Below are 21,859 nucleotides of genomic sequence, written 5' to 3' on the forward strand. Positions count from 1 at the left end.
CCCAACGTTGTTTCTCACACCTTGTTATTCTTGAATTAAGGCGGTGAGTTATGTGCATTCATTTCATTCAGGATATTGTGTATGTCAGACCTTAGACAGCAAGCATTGGATTACCATGCGAACCCTAAACCAGGCAAAATTGCTATTCAACTTACTACGTCAGCAGAAACTGCTGATGATCTTTCTTTAGCATATAGCCCAGGTGTCGCAGAGCCAGTGCGTGAAATTGCTGCTAACCCTGATGATGCTTATAAATATACGGCCAAAGGCAACTTAGTGGCGGTGATCACTAACGGTACTGCGATTTTAGGTCTCGGTAATTTAGGCCCACTGGCTTCAAAACCGGTAATGGAAGGTAAAGCACTACTATTCAAGCGCTTTGCTGATATCGATTCGATTGATATTGAAGTGAAACACCGTACGACAGAAGAATTTATTGATACAGTTGCCAATATTGCCGATACATTCGGTGGTATTAATCTCGAAGATATTAAAGCGCCAGAATGCTTTGAAATTGAAAAAGCGTTAATTGCACGTTGTCAGATCCCTGTATTTCATGACGATCAGCACGGTACTGCAATCGTAACCGCTGCAGGTATGATTAATGCGCTAGATATTCAAGGTAAAGACATCACTGAAGCGGCGATTGTTTGTATGGGCGCTGGTGCTGCTGCAATTGCATGTATGGAATTATTAATTTCATGTGGCGCACAACGTGAAAAAATCTACATGTTAGATCGTAAAGGCGTGATCCACACACGTCGTGATGACATTAACGAGTATAAGCAACGTTTTGCTAATAATACTGATAAGCGTACATTGCAAGATGCAATTAACGGTGCTGACGTATTTGTTGGTGTTTCAGGTCCAAATGTATTGTCTGCTGACGATGTCAAATTAATGGCCGATAATCCAATTATTTTTGCATGTTCGAATCCTGATCCAGAAATTAAACCTGAATTGGCTCACGCGGCACGTCAAGATTTGATCATGGCAACGGGTCGTTCTGATTATCCAAATCAGGTGAATAACGTACTGTGCTTCCCGTTTATCTTCCGTGGAGCATTAGATGCGCGAGCGAGTGTGATTAATGAAGCAATGAAAGTCGCGGCTGTACATGCAATTCGTGAAATTGCGAAAGAAGAAGTGCCACAGTCAGTATTAGCTGCGTCTGGTGCGACATCGTTAGAGTTTGGTAAAGAGTACATTATTCCAAAGCCAATGGATCCTCGTTTATTACCACGTGTTGCACGTGCTGTTGCATTAGCGGCAGTTGAAACGGGTGTATCGCGTATCGATTTACCAGAGAATTACATGCTGTAACTATGTAATAGCTTTATTCAGCACGGATATTCCGTGCTGTTATTCTTAAGCGTAACAGGTTAGTCAAGCTTGTTGTGTTAGTTGCACATATCAATTACATCTGTATTTATAGAATATCCTCCTAATAACAATTCTCTTCAAACCTATGTCATAGCCACGTCAATATTATTTTTATACGTTATTATTTTTTATTTTAAAGTTATAAGCGAATGTAAGTCGGTGTTTCTCTTGTAGATAATAAAAGTGTAAAATTCTAAATGTCTTGTTATATATTGAATTATGGAGAGTTTTTTGAATAAATTAATCAAAAGTTTAGTTTTTTGTTTTCCAATGTTATTAACCGCATGCGGTTCAGATGAGTCAACCACTGTAGACAGTGGTACTCACTCAAGTTCAAACAATGGAACTACCACTGTAGACAATGGTACTCACTCAAGTTCAAACAATGGGACTATTTCAATTTCAGATAAAACAATAACGTTGAATCAGGGGGAGCGTTATAGTGGAGACCTCAATACGACAGAGACAAAAGATTTTAAATGGTCGATAACAAATCAGAGCATACATGGCTTGGCGACGCTAACACCATCAGGAAGATTAGCGTATGCGCCGAAATCTGACTTTTTTGGGACTGATACGATAACGGTATCGGTATCGGTTACCGATGATGTAAACCCCGTTACTGCGATTATTACTTTTGAGGTGATACAAAAAGAAAAGACGTTTATTTCAATTTCAGATAAAACAATAACGTTGAATCAGGGGGAGCGTTATAGTGGAGACCTCAATACGACAGAGACAAAAGATTTTAAATGGTCGATAACAAATCAGAGCATACATGGCTTGGCGACGCTAACACCATCAGGAAGATTAGCGTATGCGCCGAAATCTGACTTTTTTGGGACTGATACGATAACGGTATCGGTATCGGTTACCGATGATGTAAACCCCGTTACTGCGATTATTACTTTTGAGGTGATACAAAAAGAAAAGACGTTTATTTCAATTTCAGATAAAACAATAACGTTGAATCAGGGGGAGCGTTATAGTGGAGACCTCAATACGACAGAGACAAAAGATTTTAAATGGTCGATAACAAATCAGAGCATACATGGCTTGGCGACGTTAACACCATCAGGAAGATTAGCGTATGCGCCGAAATCTGACTTTTTTGGGACTGATACGATAACGGTATCGGTTACCGATGATGTAAACCCCGTTACTGCGATTATTACTTTTGAGGTGATACAAAAAGAAAAGACGTTTATTTCAATCTCAGATAAAACAATAACGTTGAATCAGGGAGAAAGCTATACTGCCAATCTGAATCTGGCAGGTATAAAAAACCTTAAATGGTCGATAACAAATCCGAGCATACACGGCACGGCGAGTTTAACACCATCAGGAAGATTAACGTATGCGCCAGCAGGTTATTTTCATGGCCGTGATGAGGTAACGGTATCGGTTACCGATGATGTTAATCGCGATACAGCAACGTTTACATTTGTGGTTAATCAAAGACACAATACAGCACCTGTAATAGAAGGGAATACGGAATTTTCATCTTCCGGTCAAACAATTAATAATCAAATAAAGGCAACAGATAAAGAGGGCGATAAATTAAATTTCTCTATTGAAAACACTTTCGATAAGCCTAGTTATATTGAATTTTCAATAGATCCAAGTGGTCAATTTACATATAAAAACACTCTGAATTACTCTAAAGCAATCACTCTTCCAATCGTTGTTTCTGACGGTATGAGCTCTACAAAAACCAATATAACCTTCATGACGCAAATCGCTGATGAGCAATCGCAATCTGATCCTTTATATGCCCAACAATGGCATTTAAATAATACAGGAGAAGATGCATTATCGTCTGGTACCCCTCATCGAGATATTAATATTGGTCTTTTACATCAACAAGGTGTCACCGGAGACGGTGTCAACGTCGCTGTTGTAGATTCAGGGTTAGATATTGGTCATGAAGATCTTAAAGACAATATACTGACTGGTAAATCATGGAATTTTTTAACTAAAAATAATGACCCCACCTCTGAACCAGATAAAAAAGGGCGTGGTGATCATGGTACATCCGCTGCGGGTCTTATTGCTGAAACGGGATTTAATGGTATCGGTGGACGAGGTGTCGCTCCTTCAGCAAAGCTATTTGGTCTGAACTGGACTAAGGTACAAACTCAAAAAAGTTGGATTGAGAGTCATGGAGGCTCACGGTCTCTAGATGCATTAGTGATAAACCAAAGCTATGGTCATTATTGGGGGGAATTAAGGTCTTCCAACACAATACCTTTTCGTGCGAGAGAGGCTCTCCTTAAAAGCGCCACTAAAAAAAATAATGATGGATGTGGTGTTTTACTTATAAAAGCTGCAGGAAATTCATTTAAAAGTGTTTATACCCGTGATTTTAAATTCATAAATTATAGTGAATATGCAGCAGATAAATCTAAACCTGAATTAACAGCGAATAATGCGGGTGTAAGTGTCAATAACTCGAGTTTTTATAACACTCTAATTTCAGGGATACAGAATGATCCATTACATCCTTTATATCCTTATTCATCTGTAGGCGCTGCGGTATTTGCATCGGCATCAGTCGGTGAGGTTACGACAGACACAACTGGTTGTGAAAACGGTTATCCATCTATTAAGGAAAACTGCAATTACACAGGATCATTCGGTGGTACATCTGGAGCCGCACCCGTTGCGTCAGGCGTAGCGGCATTAATATTTGGCGTTAATACTGAGCTGACTTGGCGAGATGTACGCTATATTATGGCTAAGACTGCAAAGAAAATTGATAAGGACTTTACACCTATAACAATTACGAATGAAGGCGAAGATACTAAGTTCGTAGCAGAGCCTGGTTGGGTAACAAATAAGGCTGGCTATCACTTTCATAACTGGTACGGATTTGGCTTACTTGATGCTACTGCGGCAGTTCAAATGGCAGCAAATAATTATACCTTATTACCTGAATTAAAAGAGACTGCTTTTGTTAATCCAAACGACCTGTCAAGCTCTACCATACCAGAAGGTAATAGTGGTGTTAAAAAGAAAGTATATATAGTACAACAGATGACGATTGAAGCAGTGCAATTAAAAGTAGGGATAAATCATGCGCGTAATAGCGATATAGCCATTGAGGTTATATCTCCATCCGGAACACATTCCATGATATTTACACCAAGAAGCCTAGTCACTGAGACTAATGCAAAATTCGATAATACGGTATTACTCAGTCATGCATTTTTCGGTGAAAGCTCGGAAGGTAATTGGACCATCAAAGTGACAGATACGAATAGAGGTGATTTCACCTACTACAAAGTTCTGCCTCAGATGGGTGGACTGGGGGACCGCATGTTTCATGACGAAGAAGCCCTTAATAACTGTACTGAACATGGAAAGCCAGATGAAACTAAGTGCATACAGAAAATCACACTAAGTAATAATATAGAAAATGGCGCACTTAATAATGTTGCTATTCGTATTTATGGCCACTAAGGGATATATGATGAGAATAAAATTAGCACACATGTTTATATTTACATTACTTTTATGTAGCTCATTATCTAATGCGAATATAATTACCTATAATAAAAACGAATTAACGCTTTCTACGGTACCGTCTCCGTCAAACATAAATGATAATATCGTCATTGAAAGTAGTGGCTTCAAATTTTCTCCGGTAAGTCCTACGTCATACACATTCTCTGAAGAGAATAGTGATATAGCGACTTTATACGCAGGGCAGGAAATGCAAGCATTGGACAATGGAGAATCAGGGATGTTAACAGGATCTATTTTGGTTGAAATGATAGACCCTGATACTGCGTTATCATTTGATAACGCAGACATCCTTACTGTGGGTGAGCGTTTCTTCATTATCACTTTTAATGAAAAAATCGATTTGCTCGAAAAATTAAAGCAGATTAAAGACATGAGTATTGTAAAAGATGCCGAAATCGAAGTGAACACTCATAGTTATTCACCACTATAATAACTTAATGTATCAACATTGAATTGTTGTACGACATATCACTACAATCCAGAATACCACCTCTTATATTTAGGTGGTATTCTTTTGCTATATGCATGTCCGATATTTTTATTGTCGTTTGGATGACTAATTTAACTTATTTGGCGTTTGCATTTCTAATCTTATACTTGTATAAAGACTCGCTATTTGCCCACATTTAAGGTTCCCATGTCTGAAGAATATGAAATTGAAGTTATCCCTGTTGTTGTCGCTGAAGAACCGATTGAATTATATAAGATCTTAAAAATCGAAAATTTAGTGACCTCGGGCAGTGAAGCGAAGAACTATATTGCAGACGGCTATGTGTATGTGAATGGTGAAGTTGAAACACGCAAACGTAAAAAGATCATGTTTGGCGATATCATTGGTTTTAATGGTGAAGCTTATCAAGTCATGTCTGCGGAAGAACTTGCAGAGTACGATATTACTGATGAAGAAGAATTTGTGGACCCTGCGGCTTTAGAGTCTGATTCTGTAGCAACATATATTACAGAAAACGATGTTACTGAAGACTATTTCACAGGAAACAATACTGTTGAGCAAGATGTTGCTGTTGAACCCGAATTTATTGCACCAACACCAGTTGCTAAGCCTGTTGTCGACAGCATCCCTGAAGGTATCTGGGAGCAGCCTGAAAAGAAGAAAAAGAAAAAATCTGAAGCTAAACAAGTGAAAGTAGCTGAACCGAAACCGGTTGAGAAAAAGAAAAAAGGCCGCGCGGCTCCTTTTAGTTTTTAGATTTCACTTTAAGGTATTAGCAACAATGCGAGCTAGATAGCGCATTGTATATAGGTTAAATCAAAACAGGCTCCTATAATTGGGGCCTGTTTTATAAAAGGTGGGCCTGTTTTATTTTCAGACGTTCTTTATTTAGCATTCGTTAGTTAGTGACTAATCATCTTGTTCTAAATAATCATCGATATTGATACCCAGCGCTAACATTTGTGCCCGAGCTTCTTCAGGGATACTGTCTGGTTTGTCTTTTGTTAAATCTTCATCGGCAGGTAATGGTTGACCTGTGTAAGCATGTAAAAATGCCTCACACAACAACTCACTGTTGGTTGCATGTCGTTGATTATTAATCTGACGGCGAGTTCTTTCATCTGTCAGTACTTTTAATACTTTCAAAGGAATTGAAACAGTAATTTTTTTAACCTGTTCACTCTTTTTCCCATGCTCTGCATAGGGGCTAATATACTCGCCGTTCCACTTCGTCATTTTTGACCTTTGCGTAAATTATTATTTATGAATAAGTAATAAGTCTACCTTTGAATTTGATTATTGGCAATCAGTATGTAAAGAGCTCTAGACGTCTATTGACCTGTTGTAGCCTAATAGTGTATGTTTTGAGTTACTGGAAATATATTAATTCGATATTAAGTTCGGGAGAACGCATGGACGCAATTAAGCGCAGTATTCATAAATTTGGTGGCAGTAGTTTAGCTGATGCTACCTGTTATCGTCGAGTATTGACGATAATTAGCCAACACACCAAAGCACGCGATCTTATTGTCGTTTCTGCAGCGGGCAAGACCACCAATCAATTATTAGAATTATTACAATTAGCCGAAGACGGTGATCAAGCTGCATCGGAACGTCTTATTGCGACATGCGAGTATCAAACTAAGTTAGTTACAGAACTATTAGAAGGTGCCTTATGCACACAACTCACTTCTGCATTGCAAGATGATATTCATACTATAGGCCATTTATTAGAAACTACCCTTGATGTGTATGCTAAAAACCAAATTTTAGCGCATGGTGAGGTGTGGTCCGCACGATTATTAGCAGCTTTACTGAGTCAAAGCGAACTACCAGCTAATGATTTAGATTCTCGCTTGTTTTTAACAACTGAATTAGCCGCGCAACCTGTGGTTGATGAAATGGTGTCTCGCCAAAAATTAGACTCGTGTTTAGCGACCCTGACTAATCGCGTTGTCGTGACCGGTTTTATTGCTGCAGATACACAACAGCGTACTGTGACATTGGGGCGAAATGGCTCTGATTATTCTGCGACCTTGTTAGCTGCATTAGTAGATGCTGATCAAACCACTATTTGGAGCGATGTTGCGGGGGTATTTAGTGCCGACCCACGTCGTGTAAAAGATGCTGAACTGCAAACTAAATTATCACTTTATGAAGCGGCTGAGCTCGCGCGTTTAGGCTCTCCCGTATTACATGCGCGTACATTACAACCTGTTGTCGAGAGTAAACAGCATGTGCAGTTACGTTGCAGTTATACCCCTGATGAGGGGTCAACTCAGATCCACCGTCGTTTACCAAAAGGTAAAGGGGCTAAAATTGTCACCTCGATTGATGATCTACATTTAGTGGATGTTGAGTTTAATCATGATGCAGATTACCAGCAACAATATAATCAGTTAATTGCATTGTTAGCACAGCAGCAACTCTCTCCTATCTGTATCAAACGCCGTCCGACGGATTATATGGTTAGATTTGGTTATACCGCTGAAATTGTTGAGTTTGCACTTACTGCATTAGCAACATATAAACAGCAGCAATCTAATGTAAAAGCCATTGAGCATGTGAGTGGTTTTTGTATGGTGGCGCTAGTGGGTTCTGGTGTAACCGATAATGCGTTGCAATCACATCAGTTTTATCAATTAATTTCAGAGCATAATCTGACATTTGTACAGACAGGTGAAAACCATTTAAGTATCTGTGCCGTTCTGCAGAAAGTGGTGTTAGAGCCGTTATTGAAAGAGTTACATACGGCGTTATTTAAGCAGCCAAGACGCATTGGTGTGGTGCTGTTTGGTAAAGGAAATATCGGTGCTGGTTGGCTATCTCTGTTTGCGGAGCAAATGCATAAAGTACCCGAACAACAAAATGTCGAACTGTGTTTATGCGGTGTATATGGCTCTCAGGGCGGGGTATTAGACTTCAATGGTCTGGATGCTGCGACGGTACTTGATGACTTCCAACCCGAATCGTTTGTATGGGAACAGTTATTATCTAATCTCGCATTGCACCCGTTTGATGAACTGGTGATTATCGATATTACCGCCAGTGAAGCTATCAGCTATTATTATCCTGAATTTGCCCAACACGGTTTCCATCTGATTTCAGCAAATAAATTCGCTGGCGCGGCGAGCAGTGAATTTTATAATCGGGTTAAGCAGAGCTTTAGTGATAATGAAAGCTATTGGTTATACAACGCCACGGTTGGCGCAGGGTTACCGATCCAATCATCTATGGATATGCTGCAACACAGTGGTGATCAAGTGACAGCTGTTAGCGGTATTTTCTCTGGTACCTTATCTTGGTTGTTTCAACAATATGATGGTAAAATTGCGTTCTCGGAATTAGTGGAACAAGCTTGGCATCAAGGGCTAACGGAACCTGACCCTCGTGAAGATTTATCGGGTAAGGACGTACAGCGCAAACTGCTTATTCTAAGCCGTGAAGCGGGCTATGAGATGGATCTTGGCGATATTAAACTCGAGTCATTGGTATCAGAAGATCTAATGGCATTTAAAGTGGACGAGTTTTTAGAACATTGCGAAGCACTCGATGACAAAATATTACATATGTTTAATAAAGCCAAAAAGCAGGGCTTAGTATTACGCTATGTCGCTAGTTTTAGTTGTAAAGAAGGGGCGCAGGTTGGGTTAGAGTTCTTAGAACCAACCCATCCATTTGCCAACTTATTGCCGTGTGATAATATTTTTTCAATTAATAGTCACTGGTATCGCCATAACCCATTAGTGATCCAAGGCCCTGGTGCTGGCAGAGATGTGACTGCGGGTGCTATTCAATCTGATCTTTTCCAATTATGTAAGTTGTTCGCGCGTTAATTTTTACATTCTCCTCTGTCGAAAACCAATGCGCATATAATTCATGTTTAAGATGAATTATGTGCGTTGACTTTATCCACCAAACTTGTGATGATTGAGACGTAAAGAGGTATGGACGTCTAAACATCTTAAGGGAATAAAGTATGAGTTTTCACAACGCACAAAATATTGAAGTATTGAATCAAAGTGTTTCTGAATTGGGACGTGATATTAACGTTTCATTTGAATTTTTCCCGCCCAACTCTCCAGCGATGACGTCTACTTTATGGGAGTCAATTAATCGTTTAAAAGCGTTAGACCCTAAATTTGTGTCTGTGACATACGGTGCTAATTCCGGTACTCGTGATCGTACTCATAACATTATTAAACAAATTAAGCATGAAACAGGCTTGATTGCTGCACCACACCTCACTTGTATTGACGCTAATCGCAAAGAGCTAAAGCAGATTGCAACAGATTACTGGGACAACGGTATTCGTAATATCGTGGCTTTACGTGGTGATTTACCACCGGGCTTGAATCAGCCTGATATGTATGCAGCTGACTTAGTTGCTTTATTAAAAGAGGTAAATGATTTTGATATCTCAGTTGCCGCCTATCCAGAAGTTCACCCCGAAGCAAAAAATGCGCAAGCAGATCTGCTCGCGCTAAAAGATAAGATTGATGCCGGTGCTGATCGTGCTATTTCACAGTTCTTTTTTGATACCGAGAGTTTTTTACGCTTCCGAGACCGTTGTGCGGCAGTCGGTATTGATAAAGAGATCGTGCCGGGTATTTTACCAGTATCAAATTATAAAACCTTATGTAAGTTTTCAAAACTGACCAATGTAAAAGTGCCTAATTGGATGCACAACCAGTTTGAAGGTTTAGATAATGATCAGGCGACACGTAATCTGGTTGGCGCAAGTATAGCCATTGACCAAGTGAAAGTATTGTCGCGCGAAGGGGTGAAGGACTTTCATTTCTATACGTTAAACCGCGCTGATCTAACGTATGCTATTTGTCATACATTGGGTGTACGTCCAAAATAATCATCGTACTGGTTATCTTTACTTATATCAGAATCAAAAATGCCGACATGATGTCGGCATTTTATTATCTATTCATTAGCTGATAACTAAATTGAAAGTTAACCGGTATTACGCATACCTGCAGCAACACCAGCGATACTTACCATTAAGGCTTGTTCAATATCTGGGTTCACTTCTTCACTACTACGCGCGCGGCTTAATAGCTCTGCTTGTAGGATGTTCAGAGGGTCGGTATACGGGTTACGTAACTCAATTGACTTTTTACTCCAGGGCTGAGCATCAAGTAATTGCGTGTCAGGTGTTAAACCTAAGATCAACTCAGTTGCTAACGCCAAGCTTGCACGTAGTTCTTTGCCTAAATGCCATAAATCTTCAGTCACTAGACATTGGTCATAATATTCCGCTAACCAAGCATCAGCTTTCAAAAATACCATTTCGAACATTTCAATACGGGTATTAAAGAACGGCCATTGTTGCTGCATTTCTTGCAGTGTCTCACGCTGACCTGAATCGAGCATGTTTTTGAATGCTGCTGTACAACCTAACCAAGCGGGTAACATCAAGCGGTTTTGTGTCCATGCAAAGATCCAAGGGATGGCGCGTAAGCTTTCTACTCCACCGTTTGGTTTACGTTTTGCTGGGCGGCTACCGAGTGGCAGTTTACCTAATTCTAACTCAGGTGTCGCAGATCGGAAGTAAGGCACGAATTTTTCATGGCCTTGGATATATGAGCGATATTCTTCACATGAATCCGAAGACATTTGATCCATTGCATCACGCCAAGCTTGTTCTGGTGCTGGCGGCGGTAGTAAATTAGCTTCTAAAATTGCACTGGTGTAGAGGTTTAAGCTTTGTTCTGCAACATTGGCAAGGCCAAACTTAAAGCGGATCATTTCACCTTGCTCTGTTACGCGTAAACCACCTTTTAATGAACCTGGAGGTTGTGATAATAAAGCTGCATGTGCAGGTGCACCACCACGACCGATGCTACCACCACGTCCATGAAATAAAGTCAGCTTAATTTCTTCTTGCTCACAGATATTAACCAAGGCTTCCTGCGAACGATACTGCGCCCATGAGGCGGCGATTACACCTGCATCTTTCGCAGAGTCAGAATAACCGATCATGATATATTGATGGCCATTAATGTAGTTTTTATACCAATCAATCGCTAATAAACTTGCCGTCACTGTACCCGCATTATTCAAATCGTCTAAAGTTTCAAATAACGGCGCAACAGGTAGACGGAATGGACAACCAGTTTCTTTTAATAGTAGTTGTACAGCGAATACATCTGAGGCTTTACGTGCCATTGAAATGATGTAAATCCCCAGTGATTCTGGATCTTGCTTTGCCACAGTGCGACAAGTATCAAGCACTTCTTTCACATCTGCAGACGGTTGCCAGCATTGTGGGATAAGTGGGCGCTTGTTATTAAGCTCTTGCAATAAGAACGCTTGTTTATCTTGCTCGCTCCATTGTGCATAGTCTCCAAGACCCAAGTAACGCGTTACTTCGGCGATCACATCGGTATGACGATCACTGTCTTGGCGGATATCAAGTTTCACTAAACTCACACCGAAACATTCAACGCGGCGAATAGTATCGAGTAATGCACCTTGGGCAATAACACGCATACCACAGGCATTAAGTGAGTTATAGCAAGCTAACAATGGCTCACGTAACTGTGCTGTTGTCGTGATGATGTCACGGCTTTCTGTGTATTCGCCTTTTAACTGCGCAGTTAAGCTCGCTAATGTTTCTGTTAACTCACTACGTAATTTTTTCAGTAATACACGGTATGGTTCATGACTTTCACCGACTAATGCACGTAATGTGTCATCACAGTCATTCATTGATAATTCACTGGTGAGATGTTTTACATCTTTAAGGAACAAGTGAATAGCCATCCAACGACTGGTTAATAATACTTCTTCGGTGACCGTTGAAGTAACAAACGGGTTACCGTCGCGATCACCACCCATCCAAGAGGTAAATTTAACGGGTGAAGCGTCAATAGGTAATTGGTAATCTAAGCGGTCTTGTAAACGTTTATCAAGACTGCGTAAGAAGTTTGGTACTGCATCCCATAATGAATTTTCTACTACTGCAAAGCCCCATTTAGCTTCATCGACAGGGGTAGGGCGTACTGTTCTGATCTCGTTGGTGTGCCAGGCTTGTGATACCAATTGTTCGATACGCGTCATGAAGACATCACGCTCTTTGCTACTTAATTCAGTAAGCTCTAACTGGCTAAGGCATTTATTTATCGCGCCATGCTTATGGATCAGGGTTCGACGGGTGATTTCAGTTGGATGTGCAGTCAGTACTAAATCGATCTTAAGGTTTTTAACCGCAGAAAGTACATCTTCTTCACTGATTTCAGAGTTATTTAGTTTAGCAAAGAGTTCATCGATAGAGTCTGGCACGCAAGTGTTATCTGCACAATTACGTGAAGTGGTGTGGAACTGCTCAGCGATATTAGCCAGGTTTAAGAACTGACTAAACGCACGCGCTACTGGTAATAGCTCATCATCAGAGAGGCTACGCAGTACGGTGAGTAATTGTGCACGGTCTTTATCATTACCTGCACGGGATGATTTTGCTAGTTGACGAATGGTTTCAATCTTATCTAAGAACTCTTCTCCAAGATGATCCTTGATTGTATTCCCTAGTACTTGGCCCAATAAGCCGACATTACTTCGTAACGCTGCATATTTATCTGACATACATAATCCTTCAATTCAGTGATGTAATACGGCAACAACTATTATCGTTATGTATGTAAAATAACTATATTTAGTGACATTCGTCAATTAAATCGTGTAATTAATACGATTAATTGTGATATCAGGTGTAAATTTACTACAAAACGATAATTCTTTAGTTAGTTTTTACATGTTTCTTCAATCAGTTTTTGGATAATCGCCTGTGTTGGTTTAATTGCGGATAAATCTAAATATTCATCAGGTTGATGGGCTTGATTAATACTCCCTGGACCCATGACGATAGTGTCACATCCAAGTTGTTGAATAAACGGTGCTTCGGTACAATAATTCACAGGTATAACGGCTTCACCTGTGAGTTTTTCAGCTAATTTAATCAACGTTGAATCAGTATCGCATGCATAAGCTGGGATCGGTTCATGTAGATGATAAACATCAACAGCGCCAGGCCATTGCTTTTGGATTGGTAGTAATGCTTGGTTAAGTAGCATAAACAGTTCATCGGGGCTTACGCCTGGAATAGGGCGCATGTCGATGTGTAATTCACAACTGCCACAGATGCGGTTGGGGCTGTCACCACCGTGCACATGACCAAAATTAAGCGTGGGTTGTGGAATAACAAAATGATCGCAGGCGTATTGTTCTTTTAATTTACGTTGCAGCTGCAATAACTGTCCTGTTACTTGATGCATGATCTCAATGGCATTGATTCCATTAGCAGGATCAGAAGAGTGACCGCTGCGTCCAGTAATACGTATTGCTTCTGACATATGACCTTTGTGCATAAATACCGGCACCATACCAGTTGGCTCACCAATGACGGCATAATCAGGTCGGAAACTTTGTGCGGCCGCAATCGCTCTTGCTCCTGCCATGGTGGTCTCTTCATCGGCAGTGGCAAGAATGCGTAATGGTTTATCTAATTTAGTTAAATCAATGTTTTTACATGCTTCTAATACAAAGGCGAAAAAGCCCTTCATATCAATCGTACCCAAGCCATACCATTTATCGTCTTTTTCAGTTAACTGAAATGGATCTTTAGTCCATAAACCGTCATCAAACGGCACGGTATCTGTGTGGCCTGCCAATAATAATCCGCCATCACCTTGGCCATAAGTCGCGACTAGATTAAATTTACCATTCGTGTCAGGTACGCTAGTTATATTGATGCTAAAACCAAGTTCGGTGAACCAACCTGCGAGTAAGTCAATAATAGGCTTATTACTGATATCTAACTCTTTTTCTAATGAACTGATCGACGGTGTTAGGATCAGTGATTTATAAAGTTCGGTAAATTTAGGTAGTTGCATTTTACGTTCCTGTAATGACTGGTTGTTTTTTTATGCAATAAAGTTGCATAAAAATGTAATCTGTTTTATTCTTTAATCATCCTTACTCTACAACGTATGGGTTAGATAATGAATCGTTTTTCATCGTTTCGACGAGACAGTATTTAAAATGCATTAGCGCTGCTTCATTTACGCAAGTAAGCGCAATTGGAAAGGGCCAAATTGCCTGTCGTTTTACAATTTAGCAAACACGGAAGTCAAACATGTTAAAAACAATTTTAGTCGGTGCAACCGGGTATACCGGTGCTGAGCTAGCCTATTACATTACTAAACATCCAGAACTTGAATTAGCAAGATTGTATGTTTCAGAACACAGTTTGGATGCAGGAAAATCATTTTCTTCATTATACGGTCATTTATTAGGTGTTGTTGACCAAACTATTGAGCCTTTAGCGGTTAGCAACATAAAAAATATTTGCGATGACGTTGATATTGTCGTGTTAGCAACGGCACATGAAGTAAGCCATGATATCGCAGCTGAGTTTTTAGCGCAGGATGCGGTGGTATTTGATTTATCCGGTGCATTTAGAGTGAACGACCCTGCTTTTTATGAAAATCATTACGGTTTTAAACATAATTTCGATAAAGAATTAAAGAGTGCTGTTTATGGTTTAGCTGAATGGGCGAGTGCTGATATTGCAGAAGCAAACTTAATTGCGGTGCCGGGGTGTTATCCAACCGCATCGTTATCAGCATTAAAACCGCTAGCTAAACATGGGCTGATTGCTGCGGGTCAAAAACCAATTATTAATGCTGTTAGTGGTGTTAGTGGCGCAGGTCGGAAAGCGGCATTGGGTTCAGCATTTTGCGAAGTTAGCCACGCACCTTACGGTGTATTCAATCATCGTCATCAACCTGAAATCAGTACTCATTTAGGACATGACGTTATCTTCACTCCCCACTTAGGCTGTTTTAAGCGTGGGATCTTAGCAACGATTAACGTCAAACTTGCAGTTGGTGTTACACCAGAACAAGTCACCGCAGCTTACCAAGAAGCATATCAAGATCAACCTATGGTGCGGGTATTACCAAGTGGCTGGCCAAGTATTAAAGCCGTAGAGAACACCGCTTACTGTGATTTAGCGTGGCAGCAACAGGGAGAAGACCTTATTGTGGTTTCTGCGATTGATAACTTATTAAAAGGTGCCGCGGCACAAGCAATACAGTGTATCAATATCCGTTTTGGTTTCGCGATGACAACGTCATTAGTATAAGGAATATAACAGTGAGAACTCCATTAGTATTAAAACTTGGCGGTGCATTACTTGAAAACGAAACGGCGCTTGAACAGCTGTTCACAGCATTAAGTGAATATAAGTCAACATCGTCACGTCCCCTTATTTTGGTGCATGGTGGTGGCTGCTTTGTTGATGAACTATTAGCAAAGATGAATATCGTTAGCGAGAAAAAGAACGGTTTACGTGTTACACCATTTGCAGATATTGGTTATATCACCGGTGCGTTAGCTGGTACGGCAAATAAAGTATTAATGGCACAGGGTTTGAAATCGGGTGCGAAAGTCGTTGGTTTAAGTCTTGCTGATGGCGGTATCTCAACAGTAACACAATCAAAAGCAGGGCTTGGTGCCGTCGGAGAATGTGAAGCGGGTGATCCAACATTATTAACGGCGTTACTCAGTGGTGGTTTCTTACCGATTATTAGCTCTATTGGTATCGATGCTCAGGGACAGTTATTAAATGTGAATGCAGACCAAGCGGCAACAGCCATTTGTGAAACGCTTGATGCTGACTTAGTTATGTTATCTGATGTGCCTGGTATTTTAGATGCGGATATGCAGTTAATTCCCGAGATGAACAGTAGCGATGCAGATAAACTGATTACGGCTGGTGTGATTCATGGCGGCATGGAAGTAAAAGTGAAAGCGGCATTAAAAGCGGCCGCATCTTTAAATCGCGACATTAAATTAGCGAGTTGGAAAGTGCCCGATCGGTTAGTGGCATTATTAAATGGTGAAGCAGAGGGAACGAAAGTTTCTACCTAATACTGATCAGTTAACGGAGTTCGATCATGGAAAATTTATTATCAGTTAAAGATTTAAGTAAACAACAGATCCTTGACTTATTAGCACTGGCTAAAGCAGTGAAAGCCAATCCGGCAGAGTACTCACAAGCATTAGCGGGTAAAAGTATCGTCACCATTTATGAAAAGCAGTCACTACGAACACGCGTAACCTTTGATATCGGCATTCATAAATTAGGTGGTCACGCGGTTTATCTTGATGCACAAAATGGTGCAATTGGTGAACGTGAGACAGTAAAAGACTTTGCGGCGAATATCTCTCGTTGGGCTGATGCAATTGTAGCTCGTGTCATGAGCCACAAAACATTAGAAGGCTTAGTGGAACATGGCAGTGTGCCTGTTGTTAATTCACTTTGCGACTTATACCACCCTTGTCAGGCATTAGCTGATTTTTTAACAATATCGGAACACTATGAAGATGTTTCTAAAGTAAAACTAGCTTATATCGGTGAAGGTAATAACGTAACGCATTCATTAATGCTAACCGGTGCTATCTTAGGTGCTGAAGTAACAGCCGTATGCCCACGAGGCAGTAGTCCTGATGCGCAAATTGTTAAGCAGGCCATGGAGTTAGCTGAAATTGGCGGTGGTAAAATAAATGTAACAGATAACCTTGATGACATAGTTGATTATGATGTCATTTATGGTGATACTTGGGTTTCAATGGGGGATGATACACCACTGGAACAAGTAAAAGAAAAGTACATGCCGTATCAGATAAACAAAGAATTACTGATACGCACAGGAATTAAACATGTATTGCATTGTCAGCCGGCTCATCGCGAGTTAGAGATAACATCGGAAGTGATGGATGGCGAACAATCGCTGATCTTTGATCAAGCCGAAAATAGAATGCATGCCCAAAATGCAGTTTTACTGACATTGCTGAAGTAACATATTAAGGAAAATAAAAATGACACAAACAGTTAAGAAAGTAGTAGTAGCGTATTCTGGTGGTTTAGACACTTCAGTGATTTTACCTTGGTTACAAGAAAATTATGATAATTGTGAGATTATCGCGTTTGTTGCAGATGTTGGTCAGGGCGCTGAAGAACTTGAGGGTATTGAAGCTAAAGCATTGGCTTCGGGGGCATCTGAGTGTTATGTCGTAGATCTAAAGGATGAATTAGTCGCTGATTATATTTACCCAACGCTTAAAACTGGTGCCGTTTACGAAGGTACTTATCTTTTAGGTACGTCAATGGCTCGTCCAATCATTGCTAAAGCACAAGTTGAAATTGCCCGCAAAGTTGGCGCAGATGCACTTTGTCATGGCTGTACAGGTAAAGGTAATGATCAGATCCGTTTTGAATCTTGTTTTGCTGCACTTGCACCAGAACTAACGGTGATTGCACCTTGGCGTATCTGGGACTTAACCAGCCGTGAATCTCTACTTGAATACTTAGCTGAACGTGACATTCCTACTGCTGCATCTGCGACTAAAATTTACAGCCGTGATGCCAATGCTTGGCATATTTCTCATGAAGGTGGCGAGTTAGAAGACCCATGGAATCAACCAACGAAACAAGTCTGGACCATGACGGTTGACCCAATTGATGCGCCAAATGAACCTGAATTCTTAACGTTATCTGTTGTTAAAGGTGAGATCACGGCGGTTAATGGTGAAGCAATGTCACCGTACCAAACACTGATGTATCTCAATGAAAAAGCGGCCGCTCACGGTGTTGGTCGTGTTGATATTGTTGAAAACCGTTTAGTCGGCATGAAGTCACGTGGTTGTTATGAAACACCGGGTGGTACTGTTATGGTTGAAGCGTTACGTGGTATTGAAGAACTCGTGTTAGATAAAACAACACGTAAATGGAAACATACTGTTGCCGCTGAATTCTCACATCTGGTTTATGACGGTCGTTGGTTCACACCTTTATGTGCATCATTACTTGCTGCTGCTGGTACATTAGCAGAAGAAATGAATGGTGAAGTCATTGTGAAAATGTATAAAGGCTCAGTACAAGCTGTACAGAAGCATTCTCCGAATAGCCTTTATAGTGAAGAATTTGCAACATTTGGTGATGATAATGTTTATGACCAAAGCCATGCGGAAGGTTTCATTCGTTTATATTCGTTGTCTAGCCGCATTAAAGCTTTAGCAGCTAAGTAAAACTATTTGAGGGGGTGAGCGCCCTCTACTTCGAATATACATACTTCCAATATAAAAATATAAGAAAGAATAAGGATGTAACCATGGCACTATGGGGCGGTAGATTCAGTCAAGCAGCTGATGCAAGATTTAAAACATTTAACGATTCACTGCGGTTTGACTATCGTTTAGCTGAACAAGACATCACTGGTTCAGTGGCATGGTCAAAAGCGTTAGTTGGCGTGGGCATCTTAACGCAAGAAGAGCAAGTAGCTATTGAAGGCGCATTAAATGATCTTAAGTTAGCAGTGCTAGAAAATCCTGAGCAAATCTTACAAAGTAATGCGGAAGATATTCACAGTTGGGTGGAAACGCAGTTAATTGCGAAAGTAGGGGACTTAGGTAAAAAACTACATACCGGACGTAGTCGTAATGATCAAGTTGCAACGGATTTAAAACTTTGGTGTAAGCAGCAAGGTGCGCAGTTGTTAATGCAATTGGATAAAACCCAGCAACAACTTGTATCACTTGCGCGTGAACACCAACATACTGTATTGCCAGGTTACACCCATTTGCAACGTGCACAGCCAGTGACATTTTCGCACTGGTGCTTAGCATATGTTGAAATGCTTGAACGTGATTTCAGTCGTTTAACGGATTGCCTAAAACGTCTTGATACCTGCCCATTGGGTTCTGGTGCTCTTGCGGGTACTGCTTATCCGATGGATAGAACGAATTTAGCACATTCATTGGGTTTTGCTAGTGCCACATTAAACAGCTTAGACTCTGTCTCTGATCGTGACCACGTGATGGAATTAATGAGCACGGCAAGTATGTCAATGATTCATTTATCGCGTCTGGCTGAAGATCTAATTTTCTATAACTCGGGTGAATCTAACTTCATTGAGTTGGCTGATGCGGTGACCTCTGGTTCATCATTAATGCCACAAAAGAAAAATCCGGATGCATTAGAACTTATCCGTGGGAAAACTGGTCGTGTATTTGGTTCACTAAGCGCCATGCTAATGACGTTGAAAGCCCTGCCGCTTGCATACAATAAAGATATGCAAGAAGATAAAGAAGGCTTATTTGATGCGCTTGATACCTGGAGTGATTGCCTTGAAATGGCTGCTATGTCATTGGTAGGAATGAAGATCAATGAAGCAAGAACCAAAGAGGCTGCGTTAGGCGGTTACTCGAACGCGACTGAATTAGCTGATTACCTTGTTGCTAAAGGTGTTCCCTTTCGTGATTCACACCATATTGTCGGTGAAGCAGTTGTCGCTGCAATTGCAAAGGGTGTACCACTAGAGGAGCTAACTTTAGCTGAATTTAAAGCGTTCAATGAACTCATTGAAAAAGATGTTTATCATCACTTGTCACTTGATGAAACATTAGCAAAACGTAAAGCACAGGGGGGAGTATCACCAGTGCAGGTCGAGTTTGCATTAACGAATGCGGAAAAACGTTTAGAAGAGCGAGATACATCAGGTATTAGTATTCGAGCTGCTCGTTTAACAGATCTAGATGATATTGAACGCATGGTAAATTACTGGGCTAATATTGGTGAGAATTTACCACGTAACCGTTCTGATTTAGTTAAAGCTGTCGGTACCTTTGCGGTGACAGAGAAACATAATCAAGTGACAGGCTGTGCGTCTATCTATGTTTACGATACAGGGCTTGCTGAGATCCGTTCATTGGGTATTGAACCTGGCTATCAAGGTGGAGGGCAGGGCAAAGCGGTTGTCGAATATATGTTACGTAAAGCCGAACAGATGGCGATCCAAAAAGTGTTTGTATTAACACGTGTACCTGAATTCTTCATGAAGCTGGGCTTTAGCTCAACCAGTAAATCAATGCTGCCTGAAAAAGTATTGAAAGATTGTGAGATTTGCCCACGTCAGCATGCGTGTGATGAGGTTGCGTTGGAGTTTAAGCTAAATGTGGTTAGCCAAACAGTAAACTTAAAAGCGGAAAAACTCGCGTCTTAATTATATTCTCGACGGCTTAAAGCACCCTGATATGGGTGCTTTTTTTTGGTTTAAACAATGTCGACAAAGAAGCTTGAACTTAATCTTTACTCTCTATATACTGTGTCGACAAATTACGGTAACGGTTAACTGTACTGAACGTCATTATGATGATTCAATACTTTATGACTCAATAAAGTTGATATAATGCTTTATATTGAACTTTTTCTTGCTAAAGGCAAGAGGTCATGTATAATACGTCCCACTTGCTTAAGCAAGAAACTGAATCACTAAGTTATTATTTTAGCCTTGAGTTAAAGTATTAGTGGTCAGTCATCAAGATTCCCGATAGGGGAGTCACCGAGTTAAAGATATCGCTCTCGCAGTCTATTTGGTTAGATGTGGGATGTCGAATTTTTGTGTGTGTTTAACTTTATTGGAGCTCTGGTCTAATGCAGAACCAAAGAATCCGTATCCGCTTAAAAGCGTTCGATCATCGTCTTATCGATCAGTCTACAGCGGAAATCGTTGAAACTGCAAAACGCACTGGCGCACAAGTACGTGGACCTATTCCACTACCAACGCGCAAAGAGCGTTTCACAGTGCTTACTTCTCCGCACGTTAACAAAGATGCGCGTGACCAGTACGAAATTCGTACTCACAAGCGCCTGGTTGACATCGTTGAGCCAACAGAAAAAACCGTTGACGCTCTTATGCGTTTAGATCTAGCTGCTGGTGTTGATGTTCAAATCAGCCTTGGCTAGTAAGTTCTAAAACAACGATTTATATTGAGGTTATTATAATGATTGGTCTAATCGGACGTAAAGTTGGTATGACACGTATCTTCACTGAAGATGGCGTTTCTATCCCAGTATCCGTTATTGAATGTGAGCCTAACCGCGTTACTCAAGTTAAAACACTTGAAACTGACGGTTACCGCGCACTTCAAGTGACCACTGGCACGAAAAAAGCTAGCAGAGTAAACAAGCCAGAAGCGGGTCATTTCGCTAAAGCTAAAGTTGAAGCTGGTCGTGGCCTTTGGGAATTCCGTCTGGAAACAGGCGAAGGTGAAGCTGTTGAAGTTGGCGCTGAGCTAAACGTAAACATCTTTGCTGAAACTACTAAAGTAGACGTTACAGGTACATCTAAAGGTAAAGGTTTCGCAGGCGTTATTAAACGTTGGAACTTTGCTATGCAAGATGCTACACATGGTAACTCTCTTGCTCACCGTGCACCGGGTTCAATTGGCCAATGTCAAACTCCAGGTCGCGTATTTAAAGGCAAGAAAATGGCAGGTCACATGGGTGCTGAACGTGTAACGATTCAGTCTCTAGATGTGGTACGTGTTGATAGTGAACGTAACCTAGTACTTGTTAAAGGTGCTATTCCAGGTGCGATCAACGGCAACGTAATTATCAAACCAGCTGTTAAAGCTTAATCC

The 21,859-nt window shown here is 40.7% G+C and carries 16 protein-coding genes; 13 read left to right on the forward strand and 3 right to left on the reverse strand.

Features of this window, described 5'->3' with window-relative positions; all coding sequences use genetic code 11:
• Positions 1 to 81 precede the first annotated feature (81 nt).
• The 4 genes from HWV02_RS00595 to HWV02_RS00610 all read left to right on the forward strand — a co-directional run bounded on the left by HWV02_RS00595 (position 82) and on the right by HWV02_RS00610 (position 6,118).
• Positions 82 to 1,323 carry a malic enzyme-like NAD(P)-binding protein gene (locus HWV02_RS00595; protein WP_211678064.1) on the forward strand — a complete coding sequence of 414 codons (1,242 nt, stop codon included), beginning with the start codon at positions 82 to 84 and terminating at the stop codon, positions 1,321 to 1,323.
• 291 nt (positions 1,324 to 1,614) lie between these two features.
• The gene (locus HWV02_RS00600; RefSeq protein ID WP_211689453.1) at positions 1,615 to 4,845 is read left to right on the forward strand and encodes an Ig-like domain-containing protein; all 3,231 of its coding nucleotides are present in this window, start codon (positions 1,615 to 1,617) and stop codon (positions 4,843 to 4,845) included.
• Positions 4,846 to 4,852: 7 nt separating this feature from the next.
• Positions 4,853 to 5,341, forward strand: coding sequence for a hypothetical protein (locus tag HWV02_RS00605; protein ID WP_211689455.1), 489 nt, complete (start codon positions 4,853 to 4,855; stop codon positions 5,339 to 5,341).
• Between the two features lie 207 nt (positions 5,342 to 5,548).
• Positions 5,549 to 6,118 carry an RNA-binding S4 domain-containing protein gene (locus HWV02_RS00610; RefSeq protein WP_211678065.1) on the forward strand — a complete coding sequence of 190 codons (570 nt, stop codon included), beginning with the start codon at positions 5,549 to 5,551 and terminating at the stop codon, positions 6,116 to 6,118.
• Between the two features lie 153 nt (positions 6,119 to 6,271).
• On the opposite strand, the gene metJ is transcribed toward HWV02_RS00610, so the two are convergent.
• Positions 6,272 to 6,598, reverse strand: a complete 327-nt coding sequence (metJ, locus tag HWV02_RS00615; protein WP_211678066.1) for a met regulon transcriptional regulator MetJ — start codon at positions 6,596 to 6,598, stop codon at positions 6,272 to 6,274.
• A 176-nt stretch (positions 6,599 to 6,774) separates the two neighbouring features.
• Here metJ and HWV02_RS00620 point away from each other — a divergent pair, with 176 nt between their 5' ends.
• Positions 6,775 to 9,198, forward strand: a complete 2,424-nt coding sequence (locus HWV02_RS00620) for a bifunctional aspartate kinase/homoserine dehydrogenase II (protein WP_211678067.1) — start codon at positions 6,775 to 6,777, stop codon at positions 9,196 to 9,198.
• A gap of 143 nt (positions 9,199 to 9,341) precedes the next feature.
• Positions 9,342 to 10,229, forward strand: a complete 888-nt coding sequence (gene metF, locus HWV02_RS00625) for a methylenetetrahydrofolate reductase (protein ID WP_211678068.1) — start codon at positions 9,342 to 9,344, stop codon at positions 10,227 to 10,229.
• A gap of 98 nt (positions 10,230 to 10,327) precedes the next feature.
• Here metF and ppc read toward each other — a convergent pair whose 3' ends face one another.
• Positions 10,328 to 12,958 carry a phosphoenolpyruvate carboxylase gene (gene ppc, locus HWV02_RS00630; RefSeq protein WP_211689457.1) on the reverse strand — a complete coding sequence of 877 codons (2,631 nt, stop codon included), beginning with the start codon at positions 12,956 to 12,958 and terminating at the stop codon, positions 10,328 to 10,330.
• A 158-nt stretch (positions 12,959 to 13,116) separates the two neighbouring features.
• Positions 13,117 to 14,265, reverse strand: coding sequence for an acetylornithine deacetylase (gene argE, locus HWV02_RS00635; RefSeq protein WP_211678070.1), 1,149 nt, complete (start codon positions 14,263 to 14,265; stop codon positions 13,117 to 13,119).
• A gap of 242 nt (positions 14,266 to 14,507) precedes the next feature.
• Here argE and argC point away from each other — a divergent pair, with 242 nt between their 5' ends.
• From argC to rplC, 7 genes are all read left to right on the forward strand, one after another.
• A complete protein-coding gene (argC, locus tag HWV02_RS00640) occupies positions 14,508 to 15,518 on the forward strand; it encodes an N-acetyl-gamma-glutamyl-phosphate reductase (RefSeq protein WP_211689458.1) in 1,011 nt (336 codons plus the stop codon).
• An 11-nt stretch (positions 15,519 to 15,529) separates the two neighbouring features.
• Entirely contained in the window at positions 15,530 to 16,306 is a 777-nt protein-coding gene (gene argB, locus HWV02_RS00645) for an acetylglutamate kinase (protein WP_211689460.1), read from the forward strand.
• Between the two features lie 26 nt (positions 16,307 to 16,332).
• Positions 16,333 to 17,238: an ornithine carbamoyltransferase gene (locus tag HWV02_RS00650; protein ID WP_211678073.1), complete on the forward strand. Its 906-nt coding sequence runs from the start codon at positions 16,333 to 16,335 to the stop codon at positions 17,236 to 17,238.
• Positions 17,239 to 17,257: 19 nt separating this feature from the next.
• Positions 17,258 to 18,466 carry an argininosuccinate synthase gene (locus HWV02_RS00655; RefSeq protein ID WP_211678074.1) on the forward strand — a complete coding sequence of 403 codons (1,209 nt, stop codon included), beginning with the start codon at positions 17,258 to 17,260 and terminating at the stop codon, positions 18,464 to 18,466.
• 83 nt (positions 18,467 to 18,549) lie between these two features.
• On the forward strand, positions 18,550 to 20,439 hold the full coding sequence (gene argH, locus HWV02_RS00660; protein WP_211689462.1) for an argininosuccinate lyase: 1,890 nt from the start codon (positions 18,550 to 18,552) through the stop codon (positions 20,437 to 20,439).
• A gap of 431 nt (positions 20,440 to 20,870) precedes the next feature.
• On the forward strand, positions 20,871 to 21,182 hold the full coding sequence (gene rpsJ / locus HWV02_RS00665) for a 30S ribosomal protein S10 (RefSeq protein ID WP_017223583.1): 312 nt from the start codon (positions 20,871 to 20,873) through the stop codon (positions 21,180 to 21,182).
• A 35-nt stretch (positions 21,183 to 21,217) separates the two neighbouring features.
• Positions 21,218 to 21,856, forward strand: coding sequence for a 50S ribosomal protein L3 (rplC, locus tag HWV02_RS00670; RefSeq protein ID WP_211679930.1), 639 nt, complete (start codon positions 21,218 to 21,220; stop codon positions 21,854 to 21,856).
• Positions 21,857 to 21,859 lie beyond the last annotated feature (3 nt).

It is taken from the genome of Moritella sp. 28 (assembly GCF_018219435.1).
In the GTDB taxonomy this organism is placed as follows: domain Bacteria; phylum Pseudomonadota; class Gammaproteobacteria; order Enterobacterales; family Moritellaceae; genus Moritella.

What these genes read in the sequence shown, in the direction of transcription:
- HWV02_RS00595 (WP_211678064.1), top strand. Translation starts at nt 82, where the DNA reads ATGTCAGACCTTAGACAGCAAGCATTGGATTACCATGCGAACCCTAAA.
- HWV02_RS00605 (WP_211689455.1), top strand. Translation starts at nt 4,853, where the DNA reads ATGATGAGAATAAAATTAGCACACATGTTTATATTTACATTACTTTTA.
- HWV02_RS00610 (WP_211678065.1), top strand. Translation starts at nt 5,549, where the DNA reads ATGTCTGAAGAATATGAAATTGAAGTTATCCCTGTTGTTGTCGCTGAA.
- metJ (WP_211678066.1), bottom strand. Translation starts at nt 6,598, where the DNA reads ATGACGAAGTGGAACGGCGAGTATATTAGCCCCTATGCAGAGCATGGG.
- HWV02_RS00620 (WP_211678067.1), top strand. Translation starts at nt 6,775, where the DNA reads ATGGACGCAATTAAGCGCAGTATTCATAAATTTGGTGGCAGTAGTTTA.
- metF (WP_211678068.1), top strand. Translation starts at nt 9,342, where the DNA reads ATGAGTTTTCACAACGCACAAAATATTGAAGTATTGAATCAAAGTGTT.
- ppc (WP_211689457.1), bottom strand. Translation starts at nt 12,958, where the DNA reads ATGTCAGATAAATATGCAGCGTTACGAAGTAATGTCGGCTTATTGGGC.
- argE (WP_211678070.1), bottom strand. Translation starts at nt 14,265, where the DNA reads ATGCAACTACCTAAATTTACCGAACTTTATAAATCACTGATCCTAACA.
- argC (WP_211689458.1), top strand. Translation starts at nt 14,508, where the DNA reads ATGTTAAAAACAATTTTAGTCGGTGCAACCGGGTATACCGGTGCTGAG.
- HWV02_RS00650 (WP_211678073.1), top strand. Translation starts at nt 16,333, where the DNA reads ATGGAAAATTTATTATCAGTTAAAGATTTAAGTAAACAACAGATCCTT.
- HWV02_RS00655 (WP_211678074.1), top strand. Translation starts at nt 17,258, where the DNA reads ATGACACAAACAGTTAAGAAAGTAGTAGTAGCGTATTCTGGTGGTTTA.
- argH (WP_211689462.1), top strand. Translation starts at nt 18,550, where the DNA reads ATGGCACTATGGGGCGGTAGATTCAGTCAAGCAGCTGATGCAAGATTT.
- rpsJ (WP_017223583.1), top strand. Translation starts at nt 20,871, where the DNA reads ATGCAGAACCAAAGAATCCGTATCCGCTTAAAAGCGTTCGATCATCGT.